The sequence below is a fragment of the Clostridium sp. AF19-22AC genome, assembly GCF_003479085.1.
Lineage (GTDB): Bacteria > Bacillota > Clostridia > Lachnospirales > Lachnospiraceae > Faecalicatena_A > Faecalicatena_A orotica.
The window spans coordinates 50,319-67,001 of the sequence record NZ_QUGN01000013.1; the positions used below are offsets into that span (position 1 = coordinate 50,319).

A 16,683-nucleotide genomic window follows, 5' to 3' on the forward strand; every position below is an offset into this window, starting at 1 on the left:
CCCGATAGTTTCTGAATTTTTGCATCGTATTCCTTCTGTATCATAGTTTGTACAACCGAAGAAATACTGCCCTGTTTTTCGATTTGGTTTAACAATCATATAACCTTTTTGACATCGGTTACATCTGTGGATATCACCCATCGGTTTCTCTCTGTTGGACATAAAGTCACATACTTCCGGCTTATTCTTTTACGGCTATAATATTCAGCCATAACTCTTCCCCACGTCCGGCACGTACATCTTTCGTAATATAACAACTCCAGCTGCTCCAGCCTCCTGAGTCAGCCAATAATGCCGATGCTTTTTCCTCCGTGCAGTCATTAAAATAGCGCCCGTCTTTAGTTCGTTCACCGTTTCCATACTTGAAAGAAGCATATAAGATTCCCTTCGGTACCAATGCCTTATTGATTTTTTCCAAAACAGCATTTATTTCCCCCGCCGGGACATGCAAAAGCGAGGCACATGCCCATATGCCGTCAAAAGCATTTTGATAGTTAATTTCTGTAAAACGAGTACAAATCACCTGCTGCCCTATATTTATTGATGCCAGTCTGCAAAGTTCCGGCGCCCCGTCGATTGCCGTTACTTCATAACCCAGCTCTTTAAAATACTTACTGTCTCTCCCACTTCCGCAGCCGAGATCCAGTATCCTTGCCTTTAAAGGCAGCCTGTCCAGAAACATTTGATACAGTTGCGTAACATCTGCATATACTGTGTCGCGATAAAAATCTTCCGCATATTTCTCATAATATTCTAATGTCTTATCTTCCATATTCCCATTCCTTAAATCCCAAATTGTGTGCAGACTGGTAAACCGGCAGAAGTATCCCCTCCAGATTGCGGTAGTACTCTTCTTTTGTCAGACCTTCCCGGTATAACTGCATCCATGCCTCGTCGCTGTTAACGTGTTCCTTGCGGCAGCGTTCAAATTCATCAAGGATTCTCCCATGTGCCCACGTCGTCTGGTATGCCCGGTATTCGATTTCACATAGTTTTGGGAAATAAATATCCCATACCGGTAAATGGTTGCTCTTGCTGCTGTTTGCACTTTTTGTAGTTGGATTCAAATTCCACAATTCATCATGGGTCACATAAGACCAGGGTACAAAATGGTCGATAGAAATGTCTTTCGGTTCCAGTTCCCTACCCGTATAAATATCCCTGATCGGAGCTGTTTCGCATATCAGTCTCCAGTACTTCTTTACCCGCGCAAGCTTCCGCTCCTGCGGTGGATTGAGCTTGTTTACAATTCCGGGGATATTTGGATTTCTCCTCTGGAGGTATGTAATCATGTTATACTGAAGCCATCCCTGCAGGATCTCCTGATTTTTTATAATATAGTGCTTCCACTGCGGAGTAATTTCTATCTGTGAATCCAGACCCGATAATCTTACAAAATAATAGATCAGACGACTTTCCTTATTAATCTTCTCCGCAACCTTTTTCTCAGAAACTTTCCACCCGTTCCCTTTCAGATACTTCATGAACGGAGCCTGAAGACGGTATGGGACATTGTAAGTCAAAGTACGCTTTCTCTTTTTTAATTCCGAATCATTACTATTTTTCAGATAAGCAAGAATATTTTCCTTCTTCTCATTCGTTTTCATCCCGCTGCTTTGGTATATATAGTGTACAAGGGATTCCAACGTATCGGCCGGACCAAGATTCAGACGATACTCTGAAACCATGTACCATGCGTCTGCAATCATTTCATTGACTAACTCATCATAACTAATGACTGTTTTATCCTGACTCACAAGACGCACTATGGCCTGAAACCAGAAAAGTTTATAACATTCACTCATGTTGTCGAATAAATGCGACAAATATGAGATTTCAAGATTGTCATCCTGTGGGAGGGAGTATTGTATATCAGTCATGCATTGCCTCTTTCTAAAGTTCTTATATATAAGGAACCCTGGTTTATAGATTAGAGTGTGTTTAACAAATATCCGCCGTGGTGGTTTAGGGAGGACTGGACTTTTATTTTGAGATCTTGGTCATTCATGGGAATGCCTCCTAGTACTTACTCGCAGCGTAAATTGTTTGTATTAATATTTATTATACTTTATATGGGGGTATAAGGAAATCCCTGAATTGGGAAATGTATGAATACAACCGCTGTTCCTAAAAAAAGAACAGCTCAGCAATTATATTCTGAACTGTCCTTATCTTTTCAGGCTTCTGACAAATGAAAGCAGAATCGGAAATTTATTAACAATAAGATTTCAAGGTATCTAAAACATAACATCTTGATAAACTCAAGTTATATAAATTTGCGTCTTTCTGCCTCCTGTAGCAATTTGGGCTGAATCTGTGGGTATGTCCAGTTGTCAATCAGGTTATCGCAAATTATAATGTTTTCAATTTCACTGTGTATATCCCCGAAAGAATAAACTTCCGCAAAAAACAACATACCAAACGATTCTTCATTGACAGTTTCGTTAATTCCCGTTTTTTTAACGGAATATATGCATACCTGTTTGATTACATAATCAATGGCACCGGTCTCCTCCTTCAACTCTCGCTCCGCGGCTTCCAGAATTGTTTCACCATCTTCTCTGTGTCCGCCGGGTACTTCATATGTTTCTCATTCTTTGTGCTTACAAAAAACCCATTTCCCATTATGTTTTGTAATGATAACTGCAAATTTTAGCAGTTCGTCTGCAATGTTATCATAAAACTTTACTTCAACCATTTGCTAACTCCTCTGATATGCAAATTAACACTTTCCCTCTTTAATAAACGCAATTAATTTTTCAACATCGTCAAATTCATCATAATCCCCAACAATACCATCACGATGATATACAACGCCATTTTTCTCGTTATGTTCCAAACAATCTAGCAGCATTTCTTCTCCATATCTTTTAACAAATAGAGTAAAACCATACGGCTTTATTTTTGACAGCAGACCTTTCCTACAATCTTCTCTACAACTATAACAGTGGGAGTTATGTTTTTCTATTGAGCATTTCCTATTTTCGCACCATTCTTTACCCGGACATTTTCCTGAATTACACCCCTGACAGCTTGTGTTTTCAGAACACAAACAGCACGCAAGCCCACATCTTGCAATTCCTAATTCACGTTTCATAAAAGACCTCCTAGTTTCAAATATGATAGATACACCAAAAAACCATCCAGTTATACTGGAATTCTGCCGGGGAGGGAAAAGATTTGAATTTTAATGGAACACTACTCCCCTGTATGCTAGAACATCCAGATGGAAAGTACCTATGACAGAGAAGAATACTCCTGAATCCCTTTATCCGTATTGATGGAATAGATAGGAAGGGGAAGCATTTGGAAGATTAAGAGAAAAAAATAATACCCCGTCTATCAATGGTATGGGCGAATTGCCTTGAGAAGTAGATAATACTACTTCTGGAGCATTCACTTTGGTATGGATGTTTTCTTAATTTATGTTTATAATACTACTGGATAATTCATCTGTAAAGTTCATGTTTCCTAAGCATCAATGAGTCTTATGAAATAAATCCCAAACAAAGTGTCATACAACTCTAATCCCTTGTCGGAAGGTAAAACGCATTAACGCCAACCTTTTCTCCTTCAATGTCCATTTCAACCCAATAATCTCTTGTAGAACATGCCAGATACCAGTCCTGTAATGAGTAAATCTCCAATGTCTGAAAGTCCACTAAACATAGCGAAATAGCTTTTTTATCTTCGTACTTCCATACATTACTTTGCCCCGTGTACTTAAAATGTACTTACTAACTGTACTTGTTTTGTACTTAACTTAGGCAGAAAGGAAATATTATGGAAAATGTTAAACATCTGGGATTACGCATTGATTCCGAAACTCATAAGAAATTAAAAAGTCTTGCTGAATTTGACGGGCGTTCCATAAATGGAGAAGTGTTATATCTAATTCGGCAGGCAATCGCACAGCATGAGCATAAACATGGGTCTTTAAAATAGGATTTCATCCATATTTTTCTGCTGTTATCATTTCGCCCTTCAAGTGGACTCATCCTAGTCCCATTCTATCATTTTTTCTTTATAAGATAAAGAGAAAACGGACTAATTTTAGTCCACTCGTAAAGGAATAAATGATGGAACAAAAAATAAAGCAAGACGGAATTGATATTGGGGGAAATATTCGTAGAATACGATTAGAAAAAGGAATCGGGCAGACTGAATTGATTGGTATGCTGGATTTAAAAGAAATCGGAATGACCCGAGAAGCCTTAGTTAAGATTGAGCGTGGTATTCAGCATATTACTGGCACACAGCTTCGTGGTATCCGTGATTGTCTGGAAACCACCTATGATGAACTCTTAAAGTAAATCAAAATATAATAAAATCCCTCTTGTGGTATGTGCGTGGCTGTAAAGCGGCAGGAGTGGACAGATGGCGTAACCTATAACCATGCGTGGGCGATTGTAAAGAGGGGCTCATTCCCCTCCGCCATACTCATATAAGAAAGTCAATTTTTCTAAATAGAGCCAAACGACATAAAACACCCCGGAAATGCCCATTTTATCAACATTTCCGGGGTTCTGTCCGTTATTCGAATTCTATCGTCCCCGGCGGCTTCCCCGTCAGATCATAGAATACTCTATTTACATGATTTACTTCATTTACAATCCTGCTGGTAACCCGGTGCAGCACCTCCCAAGGCACTTCTGCGGATTCTGCTGTCATAAAGTCTATCGTATTCACAGCCCTTAATGCCACTGCATAATCATAGGTGCGTTCATCCCCCATGACTCCTACAGACCGCATATTCGTAAGCGCTGCAAAATACTGGCCAACAATCTTGTTCATTCCTGCCGCATCCATTTCTTCGCGGTAAATAGCGTCGGCATCCTGAACAATCTTTACTTTCTCTTCGGTTATTTCCCCGATGATCCTGATTCCAAGTCCCGGCCCCGGGAATGGCTGTCTGAACACCAGTCTTTCCGGTATACCAAGTTCCAATCCAGCTTTGCGCACCTCGTCCTTAAACAGATCTCTCAGCGGCTCAATAATTTCTTTAAAGTCAACATAATCCGGCAGTCCGCCTACATTATGATGTGACTTAATGACTGCTGATTCTCCGCCCAGACCACTCTCTACGACGTCTGGATAAATAGTCCCCTGTACAAGGAAATCTACTGTTCCGATCTTCTTCGCTTCTTCCTCGAAAACACGGATAAACTCTTCACCAATGATCTTTCTCTTCTCTTCCGGCTCCGTCACACCGGCAAGTTTTTCATAGAACCGCTCCTGGGCATTGACCCTGATAAAGTTCAGATCATAATGACCTTCCGGTCCGAAAACCGCCTCCACTTCATCGCCTTCATTTTTTCTAAGCAGGCCATGATCCACAAATACACAAGTCAGCTGTGATCCGATAGCCTTAGAAAGCATAACAGCTGCCACAGATGAATCTACACCACCGGACAAAGCACAAAGTACTTTTCCGTTACCAACCTTCTCCCTGATAGCCGCAATCGTTTCCTCAACAAAAGCATCCATCTTCCAGTCTCCGGCACAGCCACAAACATTTTTCACAAAATTATTGATCATCTTTGTGCCTTCCACTGTATGAAGCACCTCCGGATGGAACTGAATCGCATACAGTCCTTCTGCCTCATTCTCAGCTGCCGCTACAGGACAATCAGCCGTATGAGCTGTAATCTCAAATCCCGGAGCCTCCTGTGAAATAGCGTCAAAGTGGCTCATCCAGCATATCGTAGGTGTAGATACATTTTCAAATACCTTCGAATCCTGCTTGTCGATCAGCACTTCCGTCTTACCATATTCCCGCACTTTGGCACGTCCCACATTACCACCTAAGACATGCATCATCAGCTGGGCGCCATAACACAGTCCCAACACAGGAATTCCCAGTTCAAAAAGTTCTCTAGAATAAGTCGGGGAATCCTCCTCATAACAGCTGTTGGGCCCTCCCGTCAGGATAATCCCCTTCGGTTTCATTTCTTTGATTTTTTCTATATCGGTCTTATAAGAATAGATTTCGCAATACACGTTACATTCTCTGACACGCCTTGCGACTAACTGGTTATACTGTCCGCCAAAATCGAGGACAATCACTAATTCGTTCTTCAAAGTCTTCCTCCTGCTCAAAATAAAAAAGCTGTGAAACAGCTATTTTTGATTTACTTACCTATTATAAAGTAGCACTTCCCGTTTTACAAGACTCTCTTTGTGAAAAATTCACCTTATACCTCAATTTTCCCGTAGTTTTCCACAATAATACAAGAATAGTTGTGAATAACTTCACTTTGGTACAGGGCAAACTTCAAAAAGTGACACCACAAAACTCAATTGGGGACGTAGCCTTCCTAAGAAAGATTACGTCCCCAACACTATATGGTTCTCTTCAACTTCCACTTTCCTCTAACATACCTAACGCACATACATACTGCCCTGAAGCACCAGTCAATGACCATTGCCACCCATATCCCGAATACGCCCATGCCCATATACCGTCCAAGTATATAGCTGAACACGATCCTGAATACCCACATGGAGAATATTGATATGACCATTGTGACTTGTGCATCTCCTGCCGCACGGAGTGTCGAAGGCACGGAGAAAGACAGCGGCCAGATGATCATGCAGCTGATGCTGTGGAAGTATAAGATTTGTTTTGTTGTCTCGGCTGTCAGGTCTGACAGGTTATATGCTCTTAATATCAAAGGAAGCAGCATGAAGATTGCTGCGTTCATGATCCAGATGAGTACATACACGATCCCGACCAGTTTTTTTGTATAGTAGTGTACCTGTTCATAGTCTCCCGCGCCGACGCACTGTGCGATGACGGATGTGATTGCCAGATTGAGAGCCATTCCGGGGAGGATCTGGAAGAGTGCCACGGCGTTGCTGACTGCATTTGCCGCGATTGCGTATGTACCGAATGTAGATACAAGGCTTAGTACCAGTATCTTGCCGAGCTGGAACATGCTGTTTTCGAGGCCGTTCGGGACGCCGATCGTCAGGATTCTTTTGATCATCTGCCAGTCGGGATGATATTTTAGTGTCCGCTTCACGTGCAGCTGGCGCTTCTGGTCGCACAGCAGTGCCATGATCATGATTGCAGCCGCCATTCTGGATACGAGCGTGGGAATCGCCACTCCTTCTGTTCCGCGGTGGAAACCGTATATCAGGATTGCGTTTCCTCCGATGTTGATAATGTTCATAATGATGGAAACCTGCATGGAAACCTTGGAGTTCCCCATTGCGCGGAATGTCGCCGCTCCTGCGTTATATAGTGCCATAAACGGGATGGATGCGGTTACGATCATCAGATAAGTGTTTGCGTGTCCCATGACATCTGCATCGATTGCACCGAATACTACATGCAGAATAAACCATTTGCCGCAATAGATGACTGCCATGATTCCGATTGCAATAATCGTGATAAACCAGACAATCTGTGTGGATGCCTCGCAGGCGGACTTTTCGTTCCTCTGTCCGAGGTACTGCCCGGACACAACGGCGCCTCCTGTGGCGAGAGCCGCAAATGCATTAATAAACAGTACCATGATGTTATCTACCAGTGAAACACCAGATACTGCCGCCTCTCCTACGCTCGCTATCATAATAGAATCTGCCATGCCGACCAGGACAGCCAGAAGCTGCTCGATGATCAGCGGGATAATCAATGCCCTCAGTGCCTTATTATCGAATAAATAGGCACTCCTGTCTACTTTTGCTTTCATACGTTTTCTTATTTCCTCTTTCAGTAACTTTCTTCCTTCATTCCTTTAAATAAAATAGAGTTTCGCTTGCGAAACTCGCGCCTGCGGCGGTCGCATTGCGGCATCTACCACTTACGCCGCAGTGCGCATCCCGCCGGGAGGGCTTTTTGTTTCATAGGACGTACTTCCTATGAAACAAGATAAAAACTCCTCAACGCATTTTATTATACGCCGAGAAGTTTTCACAGACAAGCAATAACAATTTTTTCAGTAATAAATGTAAATATTAGGTTAAATTCCATATCTGCTTTAGTACTAATGTTAAAAAGCATTTACGTGGAACACCCCGTTTTTAAGCAGCTTTATATTTAGAGAGTTCTTCTTCAAGCTCTGAGCAGTTCTCGTCATAAATTTTCAGCTCGATCGGATTGTTGAATCCAAGGTTCATAATTCCGAGGATTGACTTCGCGTCAACCACGAATCTGCCTCTCTTCATGTCCATATCATACGGATATTTTGCCACTTTGTTTACAAATTCTAATACTTCTTCGGGGTTGCTGAATTTAATCATCATTTCACTCATTGTTTTCTCTCCTTTTTCAGAATATCTATTTTACCTTCGATTAGCCTCTGCTTTTTTGTTATCGACATCATATCACAATTTTTTCCAATCACAAGGTAAAAATATTTGAAAAAGGTAGAAATATTTAATGGACTGACTTGCGAAATTCGTTTGGAAGCATTCCCATTTCTTCTTTGAAGACTTTGCTCATGTATTTCGGATCTGAATAACCGGCAAGTTCGGCAATCTGGTTCAGCTTCAGGTGTGTATCAAGCAGAAGCTCTTTTACCTTCTCTATCCGGTACTTCCTGATTGTCTCCGAGAAGGTTGTCCCGGTCTCCTTTTTGAACAGGGCACTGAGGTATTCCTCTGACACGAACAGCTTGTTCGCGACTTCTTCAAGCGTGATTCCCTGATCGTAATATTTGCGGATCTGCTGCTGCGCTTTCTGTACGAGTACGCTGACCGGCATCGCTTCCTCTTCCGGGATTTCCAGGTCAATGATCTCAAACAGTTCTTTCAGGCTGCTGCCTATCTGGTCCCAGCTGACTGCTTCAGAAATGGCCTGCAGGATATTCTGGATCTTCAGATCGGCTTCTATCCCCTGCGTTTCTTTGTATGCATTGAATACCGACCAGCTGAAACGTATAACAGACTTCTTTATTTCATCCGGCGTATGCAGTGCCTTTTTGTAATACTCAAATAATAATTTAAAATATTCGATTACCTTCTCTTTATCTCCGCGTTTTGCCGCCTGACAGGCCTTGTCCTCCAGTTCTGTCGGGTGTTTTAACGGAACCGTTTTTATGGCTTCGATATCCTCCTGCCGAATCAGGCTGCCTTTTTCCAGAAGAAGGTTCCATTCCCGTTCCCTAAGCATTTCCTCCATTACTTTTGGAAGCTCCAGCAGGCTGTCCACACTTCTCCAGAGGCAGACAGCAGGACTTTTCAGATTACTGCACAGCATGGGTACGACCGATGTCCGGAAATACTGGTATTGTGTGGCCTCCCGGGGCAGGCGGTAAAGGATCATGATCAGCATCTGCCATGCGTCTGACTCTATCACACAGGAGGCAAACTTTACGGTATGGTCACCAACATCCTCCAACAGTTCTCTTGCCGTCTTTTTCTGCTCCCCGTACCCGCTCCCAAGCCAGAGCACAAACACCTCCGCCGGTTCTTCTACCGTAAACCCGTACCGTTCTTTTGTCAGGCTGTGAAACTGGGCATCCGGCTTGATCTGTCCGTTTAAACATGCGAGAAATATCCCTTCCACAGAAAATGCCATATCACGGCTTTGTTCCTTTTCAAGTGCATTTTCGATCTGCTGGAGCGCCCTTTTCAGTTCTGGTATCTTTATTGGTTTCAGCAGATAATTCTCGATGTTCAGCTCAATGGCCTGTTTCGCATAATTAAAATCAGAATATGCGGATAAAATCAGTACCTTACACTGGTTCCCCTCGCCCCGCAGTTTCCCAAGCATCTTAAGCCCGTCCATTTTGGGCATCTCAATATCCATAATTACCAGATCCGGCTCTGTACTGTTGATTAGCTCATACCCCTCCTTTCCGTCCGCCGCTGTCCCCGCCAGCTCATAATCGGGATTTATCTTATGAAGTATTTTCGCAATCCCTTCCCGGATTGGCGCTTCATCTTCTACTATCACGATCCGCATTTATAGAACCTCCTTCTCTGACATCATTCACGCACAGCGTTCCCCCGTGCTGTTTGGTGGGGTATGAATAGGTGTGCCTTCGTATAGCTGCCCTGAAGGCTCTCGAAGTAAATGTCCGCTTCCTCTCCATAGTATAGCTTCAGCCGTTTCCGGACATTCGTGATTCCCACATGCCCGTCCATTTCTTCCGAATCATCATTCAGCTTTTTCAGTATCTCAGGTGCAATTCCCCGTCCATTATCTTCTATAATAATGTGGAGCTGTTCCCCAGCAGCCCTGATTATAATTCGAAGACAGCATTCCCCTTCTTTTTCTGGAAAACCATGCTTGATTGCATTTTCCACGAATGGCTGGAGTATAAGCTTGTGTATCTGGTAGCCCATGATTTCTTCCGGTACCTGCTCATCAATATGCAGCTTCTTCCCCAGTTTCGCTGCCTGCAGCATTGTATACTCTCTCAGCCACCCCATTTCCTGACGGATCGTCGTCGTCCCCCCGGCGTTTTTTACGGTGTAGCGCAGGATATCTGCCAGCGACCCGACCATTTCACTGATATCATACTGTTCATTTTCAATCGCCTTCCAGTTGATCGTATCCAGTGTATTATACAGGAAATGTGGGTCGATCTGCGCCTCCAGTGCTGACAGCTCGGCATTCTTCTGCTCTACAACAGCTTCCTTCACCTGCCCGATCAGACTGTCTATATGTACCACCATCTCATTAAATCCGCCGCTGATCCGCCTGATCTCTACAGGCATGTTGTCAGGAACCTCCACGCTTACAGCAAAGTTCCCTTCTTCCGCCTCGTTCATCGCCTCTACCAGAGAATCCACTGCAAAGAGATACGGCTTAGTAAACCGGTAAATCAGAAACAGCATCGTGACCGCTGAAACCACGGCAATCACGCATAGAAAAAGGACCTGCTCCCATATCGCCATATGATAGTCTTCTAACGGCTGCTCATTGCACAGGGTAAAGCCGCTCTTTGTATTTGACGCTTCTGTGTATTTATTTGACGCCGTGTCCTGTATGGCGGAAATTTTTCTGCCGATATCAGATGAATTGGGAGAACTGATGACTGTATCGCCGTCCAGAAGATACGTTGCATTATCCATTCCCGTCACAAGTGCCTCCCTGATCTGCTCCTCGTTAATACTTATGACTACAGTACCCAGCTGCTCATGGATATTTTTATAATCAACCAGTTTTCTTCCAATCTGAAACAGATAGTTCTTCTTTTCATTTGCCGTAACAGGCGTCGTTACGCCCTGGTAGACTTCCCCTTTTTCGATTTCCGGAAATACAATCTCATCCGCCCAGATACTGTTCGTCGACGAAGAATTCAGACGGTCATAGAAGATCACATTCCCATTCCGCAGAAAAATGGTAATCCCTTCTATTCCGTCATTACGGTTGCAGATATGGCTGAGTTCATGTCTGAGAGTACTCGTATTGACATCCAGATCATCCTGGTCCTGTATGATCTCTTCCACCGTATCAATAATCGTGTCATCTGTACACATATCATACAGGATGGTGGCATACTTGTCCAATACCATATCCAGACACTGTCCGGCATTATTAATATTGCTGCTAATACGCCCGTTCATATTGTCTTCCAGACTGCTCCTCAAACGGACCTGTGATATGACTGCAAAGATGCTCACCGGTATCAGCGCCGCCATCAGGAACCCAAATGCCAGTCTTTTCCTGAGTGTTCTTTCTCGCTTCATCGTTCTCCCTCCCTGATGTCCTTCATCCGTTCTGCTGCATCAAGGAAGATTTCATCTTCGTCCTTTTCACCGATAATCTCTGCCTCCATTGTATCTGTAATGACAATAGAAATGTAAGGCCATTCCACCGAAAATTCTCTCGTTCTGGCAGATTTGGTAAGTTCTATCATACTTCGCTTCAGGGAGTCCTCCTTATACTGGTTTTCCAGTACATCGGCGCGAGGGGCCATATAGGAAGACCGTTCCATGTATTCCTCCATTCTGTCCTTATCACTGATATATTTTAAAAATTCAATTGCTTCCTCCTGATGTCCGCCTTTTGTAACTCCAAACACTTCTCCTCCCAGCACCGAGATTCTTGTGCCGTCTCCTGCTGCCGGCAGAGCCGTCACGCCATACTCCAGAGCCGGGTTAATCGCCCTTACAGAATCAATCATCGTCGTGGAGTTGACCATCATTGCAATATTGCCCTCCACAAACTGACGGATCAGGTCCCCCGACGTCAGGTTGATCGTCTGTCTGCTCATCGCATCCGCCTGCGTCAGTTTTCTGAGAAAATGAAACGCTTCCCTGCTTTGCGGCGAATCCAGCTGATCCACCGATCCCCCCATAGACCACAGCAGGGGCAGGAAACTGTATACACTCTCCTCACTCTGCAAAGCCGGCATGGCGAATCCGCAATGGGTATCCGTCGAAAGCCTGACGGCAGTCTCATAAAGTTCATCCCACGTCTCTGGCACCTCTTCCCCGCTGTTCTTGAGAATCTCCTTGTTATAAAACAGGGCGGTACAGTTCATTCCATAAGGCAGCCCCATCATCCGGCCGTCTATCGTGCATGCCTCCTTCACTGCGGGCAGGTATTCCTCAATCCCGTCTATTTCATCCGTCAGGTCCACAAACGGCTCCATTGCGTGAAAATATTTGAAATCGGACGAATCTACAAGCGCAAGGTCCGGCATATTCCCGTCCGCCATACTGAGTGCAAGCCGTTTCTTAAAATCCTCATCCGGCACATACTGGGTGGTCACTTCAATCCGGTCCTGGGACCGGTTAAAGCTGTCCACCAGATATGCCAGCTCCTTTTTACTATAGCTCTGGCTCCAGTAATACCAGAGCGTCACCTTTTCCCTCTTTACTTCTACAGGCCTTTCTTCCTTCGTGCACCCCGCGGCAAGTCCTGCCGTCAGTAAAATTGCCATCAGGACGGCGCAGATTCTTCTGTATTTTTTCACAAGTCTCTCTCCTGTCATAAAAACTGTTCTTTGCAGAAAGTTGATTTTAATGCATATAATCATTATAGCATAAACATCAACCTCACAAAACCGGCAGTTCCCTAATGCTGATGGAGATACTTTTCTCTGGTGGCAAGTCCGCCGCGTATATGCCGTTCGGACTTATTCATGTCCAATATCTTGCGCGCCTCTCCCGCTAATGCAGGATTAATCTGAAGAAGCCGCTCTGTTACATCTTTATGTACGGTACTCTTGCTGATCCCGAAACTTTTTGCCGTCTGCCGTACCGTAGCACTGTTTTCTATGATATAATTGGCGATTTCCACGGCTCTCTCCTCAATATAATCTTTCAAAAAAATCCCCCTGCAATCATTGTTTTTACAATGTATGCCGGGGGAAGAAAGAGTATGACTTACTAATACGCTTTACCTTTCATATTTTCATGCTATAAGTAACCCATCTCCATATCCAATTGAACATAAAAAGCAGCCGCTAAATCAGATTCCTCCGATTTCACGGCTGCCAGTTTCATTTCAATATCCTCATTTATTATAACCCTGTCTTCTCCGCAATAAACTTTCTTGCTTTTATAGCATATTCAAGCGGATTTGCCTTAGCCGGGTCCTGCTCTGCCTCTACCAGCATATATCCTTCATATCCTGCATCCTCCAGCACCTTGAAGATAGGATCGAAGTCGATGCATCCGTCTCCGGGAACGGTAAATGCGCCGAGGCGTACGCCTTCCAGGAAGCTTAAGTTCTCGTTCTTTACCTTTTCTACAACTTCCGGACGGATATCCTTCAGATGTACATGTTTGATGCGGTCTACATATTTCGTTACCATCTCCAGAGGATCCGCCCCGCAGTATGTGAAATGTCCTGTATCAAACAGCAGGCTTACATATTCGGGATCTGTATTAGCCATCATGCGTTCTACCTCATCCGGGTTCTGAACAACGGTTCCCATGTGGTGATGGAACGTAAGGGCAATGCCGTATTCCTCTTTTGCGATCTTTCCAAGTTTGTTCATGCCTGTGCAGAAAGTTTCCCACTCTTCGTCATTCATTACATATTTATGTCCAAATATCGGAGTATCCTGCATTCCCTGTACACTGTGGCTCTGCTCGGAAGCGCCGATTACCTTTGCTCCCATAGCCTTAAGGAAGGTAAGCTGTGCGCGGAAGTCTTTTTCTACCTCTTCGAATGGCTTTGTAATCAGGAATGAAGAAAACCACTGGTTGCAGATTTCGATTCCACGGAGTTCCAGAGCTTTTCTGAGCACCTCTGGGTCTTTTGGATATTTATTTCCTACTTCTGAACCTGTAAAGCCAGCCAGTGCCATCTCGCTGACACACTGCTCGAATGTATTCTCTTTTCCCAGATCCGGAAGATCATCATTTGTCCATGCGATTGGTGCGATTCCTAATTTTACTTTATTCTTATCAAACATTTTATATTCTCCTTTATTCCATCATATATTTATTAGATTTTAGTAACTGTTCAGGACCATGAACAATTACTAATTTTATTACTTTGGATTACATAATTTCTGAAATCTTAACTGGTCTGTGCTCTTCCAGTGACTTCTGAGCTGCGAGTCCCATTAATACCGGCTTCAGGCCATCTATTACATTCAGCGGAGTCTCTTTGTCGTTTACAATTGCATCGATGAAATCTGAGATTTCTTTTCCGTATGCTTCCATGTATCTCTCGAGGAAGAAGAACATCGGCTTCTCGCCTGTTACGCCTTCTGCATTGCTGATCACTGCGCTGGACTGGCTGTCATTGCTTACTGCAACCATTCCTTCTGAACCGAATACTTCCGCTCTCTGATCGTATCCGTAAACTGCTTTTCTGCAGTTATCGATAACTGCAATCGCACCGTTTTCCATCTGCAGTGTGATGACTGCCGTGTCGACATCTCCTGCTTCTCCGATTGCCGGATCAACCAGGTTCGCACCCTGTACGTATACTTCTGTTGCATCGCATCCTGCAAGGAAACGTACCATGTCAAAATCATGGATTGTCATATCAAGGAACATTCCACCAGATACTTTTACATAGTCGATGCTCGGCGGCTCAGGATCGCGGGATGTGATCTTGATGATCTCTGGTTTTCCAACCTTTCCTGCTGCAACTGCTCTCTGGACTGCCTCGAAGTTGTGGTCGAATCTGCGGTTGAATCCTACCTGGTATTTCAGGTTGGTTCCTTCCAGTGCTTCGATGACTTCTTTGATCTTATCGACATCATGGTCGATTGGTTTCTCACAGAAAACATGCTTTCCTGCTTTGATAGCTTCCAGTGAAATCGGTGAATGTGTATCTGTAGATGAGCAGATCAGAACTGCATCAATCTCAGGATCGTTGATAATCTCCATGTAATCTTTTGTTGTGTGCTCAACACCCATGCTCTTTGCCCACTCTGCTGTCTCATCGTTCAGAAACGGGTCTGCAACCGTCTTGATCTGTGCATCCTTTACTCTTGTGCTGATGCTTGTAATATGTACTCTTCCAATTCTTCCTGCTCCAATAATACCGACCTTTAACATAATCTTTTCTCCTTTTTCTTTTCTGATTATTCGATTTATGTGCCTTGGCGTGTCCGGACACGCCTCCTCTATGTGTTTATAATACCATTGCGTGCCCGGAAACGCAAGACGGAATAATACACAATAATAGGGAGTAAATTTTATTGATTTTTACCAAAAAAAGATGTGAACTGCCAGAGTGCAGTTCACATCTTTTATTGGGGTATCGTATATGCGTTACGAATCATAATTTCTGTATACTTAAATTCTCCCTGAGGCTCCTCCCCATGAAACAACAGGCGGAAAAGTATCATAACAGGCTCGTAGCCCTGTACATAGGCGTCCTGCCCGATCAGCAGGCTGATGGCACCGTCCCTCAGGAATTCATAGTTCCGGCCCATGAAATCATTGGCTACAACCTTGATTTCTCCGGCTTTTCCGAGATCCTCCAGTACCTTACACATGCCTTCTTCACCGTGGGAGTTCATAAAGATTCCTTTTAAATCGGGATTCTCCGTCAGGACTTTTTCTGTAAGCTGGCCGGCAATCGTATTATCTTCAAAGCAGTATTCCGGCCCCAGAAGCTCTACTTTTGGATACTTCTTTTCCATCTCCGACTGAAATCCCCGGACTCTGTCGCTCAGTGACGGGTTCGAACTGTATCCTGAAATCATGGCAACCTTTCCTTCCCCCGACACCAGCTCTCCCATCAGCCCGGCCGCGGCACGTCCACACTGGAACGCATTCTGTCCCACGAAACAGAGCCGCTTCGTATCCTTTACATCGGAATTGAATGTCACAATGGGGATCTGGTATTCCTCCACATATTCATCGATCTTCGACTTTACGTCTGCATCTTCCACAGGTGCAAGAGCGATGGCGCTCACCCCTTCTTCACGCATCTGCTCCATCGCCTCAAGAACACCTCTTGCGCTGATGTGCGGGATCTTCGTCAGCAGCACGGTCCCTCCCAGATTATCGACCTCTGCCTTTGCCTGTTCAATTCCCTGTAGAACGGTCTGCATAAATGGTGTCTCCGCCCCCTGAAGGATCACACCAATCTTGAGATTCTGTTTACTCATAGAAAGAGCCCGGCCAAACTGATTCGGCCGATAGCCCATTTCCTTCGCGATTCTCTTTATCTCTTCCGCCACTTCCGGTTTAATACGCCCCCGGTTGTTAAGCGCACGGTCCACAGTTCCCCTCGATACGCCTGCGGCCTCCGCAATCTGCCGGATTGTAACTCCCATACTCTCACCTTTTTTCTATGTGCCCGGT

15 protein-coding genes and 1 pseudogene are annotated in these 16,683 nt (G+C 44.3%); 2 read left to right on the plus strand and 14 right to left on the minus strand.

Translation table 11 applies throughout. The features are described from left to right. Positions 1-181 precede the first annotated feature (181 nt). The 4 genes and pseudogenes from DWX43_RS15405 to DWX43_RS15420 form a co-directional block, all read right to left on the minus strand. Complete coding sequence (locus DWX43_RS15405) at positions 182-772, minus strand: class I SAM-dependent methyltransferase (protein ID WP_118620913.1); 591 nt, start codon at positions 770-772, stop codon at positions 182-184. Continuing rightward, positions 762-1,880, minus strand: coding sequence for an HNH endonuclease domain-containing protein (locus tag DWX43_RS15410; RefSeq protein WP_118620914.1), 1,119 nt, complete (start codon positions 1,878-1,880; stop codon positions 762-764). The genes DWX43_RS15405 and DWX43_RS15410 overlap by 11 nt, the downstream gene beginning before the upstream one ends. Positions 1,881-2,266: 386 nt before the next feature. Next, positions 2,267-2,569 (minus strand): annotated as a pseudogene (locus DWX43_RS15415) (NUDIX domain-containing protein); the annotation flags it as partial. Between the two features lie 153 nt (positions 2,570-2,722). Continuing rightward, positions 2,723-3,097, minus strand: a complete 375-nt coding sequence (locus DWX43_RS15420; RefSeq protein WP_109730062.1) for a hypothetical protein — start codon at positions 3,095-3,097, stop codon at positions 2,723-2,725. Between the two features lie 686 nt (positions 3,098-3,783). Between DWX43_RS15420 and DWX43_RS15425 the strand changes: the two genes are divergently transcribed. Continuing rightward, the gene (locus DWX43_RS15425) at positions 3,784-3,945 is read left to right on the plus strand and encodes an Arc family DNA-binding protein (RefSeq protein WP_118620915.1); all 162 of its coding nucleotides are present in this window, start codon (positions 3,784-3,786) and stop codon (positions 3,943-3,945) included. A 131-nt stretch (positions 3,946-4,076) separates the two neighbouring features. Next, positions 4,077-4,313 carry a helix-turn-helix transcriptional regulator gene (locus tag DWX43_RS15430; protein ID WP_182440723.1) on the plus strand — a complete coding sequence of 79 codons (237 nt, stop codon included), beginning with the start codon at positions 4,077-4,079 and terminating at the stop codon, positions 4,311-4,313. Between the two features lie 220 nt (positions 4,314-4,533). Here DWX43_RS15430 and guaA read toward each other — a convergent pair whose 3' ends face one another. The 10 genes from guaA to DWX43_RS15480 form a co-directional block, all read right to left on the minus strand. Next, entirely contained in the window at positions 4,534-6,081 is a 1,548-nt protein-coding gene (guaA, locus tag DWX43_RS15435; RefSeq protein WP_118620917.1) for a glutamine-hydrolyzing GMP synthase, read from the minus strand. A 260-nt stretch (positions 6,082-6,341) separates the two neighbouring features. Next, a complete protein-coding gene (locus DWX43_RS15440; RefSeq protein WP_118620918.1) occupies positions 6,342-7,697 on the minus strand; it encodes an MATE family efflux transporter in 1,356 nt (451 codons plus the stop codon). Positions 7,698-8,028: 331 nt separating this feature from the next. Further along, positions 8,029-8,259, minus strand: coding sequence for an HPr family phosphocarrier protein (locus DWX43_RS15445; protein WP_109730058.1), 231 nt, complete (start codon positions 8,257-8,259; stop codon positions 8,029-8,031). A 124-nt stretch (positions 8,260-8,383) separates the two neighbouring features. Next, complete coding sequence (locus DWX43_RS15450) at positions 8,384-9,913, minus strand: response regulator (protein WP_118620919.1); 1,530 nt, start codon at positions 9,911-9,913, stop codon at positions 8,384-8,386. 23 nt (positions 9,914-9,936) lie between these two features. Then, positions 9,937-11,646 (minus strand): sensor histidine kinase, encoded by a 1,710-nt coding sequence (locus DWX43_RS15455; RefSeq protein WP_118620920.1) that lies wholly within the window; start codon positions 11,644-11,646, stop codon positions 9,937-9,939. Continuing rightward, positions 11,643-12,878: an extracellular solute-binding protein gene (locus tag DWX43_RS15460; protein ID WP_109730055.1), complete on the minus strand. Its 1,236-nt coding sequence runs from the start codon at positions 12,876-12,878 to the stop codon at positions 11,643-11,645. Before DWX43_RS15460 ends, DWX43_RS15455 begins: the two co-directional genes overlap by 4 nt. Positions 12,879-12,979: 101 nt before the next feature. After that, positions 12,980-13,231, minus strand: coding sequence for a sporulation transcriptional regulator SpoIIID (gene spoIIID, locus DWX43_RS15465; protein WP_109730054.1), 252 nt, complete (start codon positions 13,229-13,231; stop codon positions 12,980-12,982). Between the two features lie 196 nt (positions 13,232-13,427). Further along, positions 13,428-14,327 carry a myo-inosose-2 dehydratase gene (gene iolE / locus DWX43_RS15470; protein ID WP_118620921.1) on the minus strand — a complete coding sequence of 300 codons (900 nt, stop codon included), beginning with the start codon at positions 14,325-14,327 and terminating at the stop codon, positions 13,428-13,430. An 88-nt stretch (positions 14,328-14,415) separates the two neighbouring features. Beyond that, positions 14,416-15,426 carry an inositol 2-dehydrogenase gene (iolG, locus tag DWX43_RS15475; RefSeq protein ID WP_118620922.1) on the minus strand — a complete coding sequence of 337 codons (1,011 nt, stop codon included), beginning with the start codon at positions 15,424-15,426 and terminating at the stop codon, positions 14,416-14,418. Between the two features lie 194 nt (positions 15,427-15,620). After that, entirely contained in the window at positions 15,621-16,655 is a 1,035-nt protein-coding gene (locus DWX43_RS15480) for a LacI family DNA-binding transcriptional regulator (RefSeq protein ID WP_109730041.1), read from the minus strand. Between the last annotated feature and the right edge of the window lie 28 nt (positions 16,656-16,683).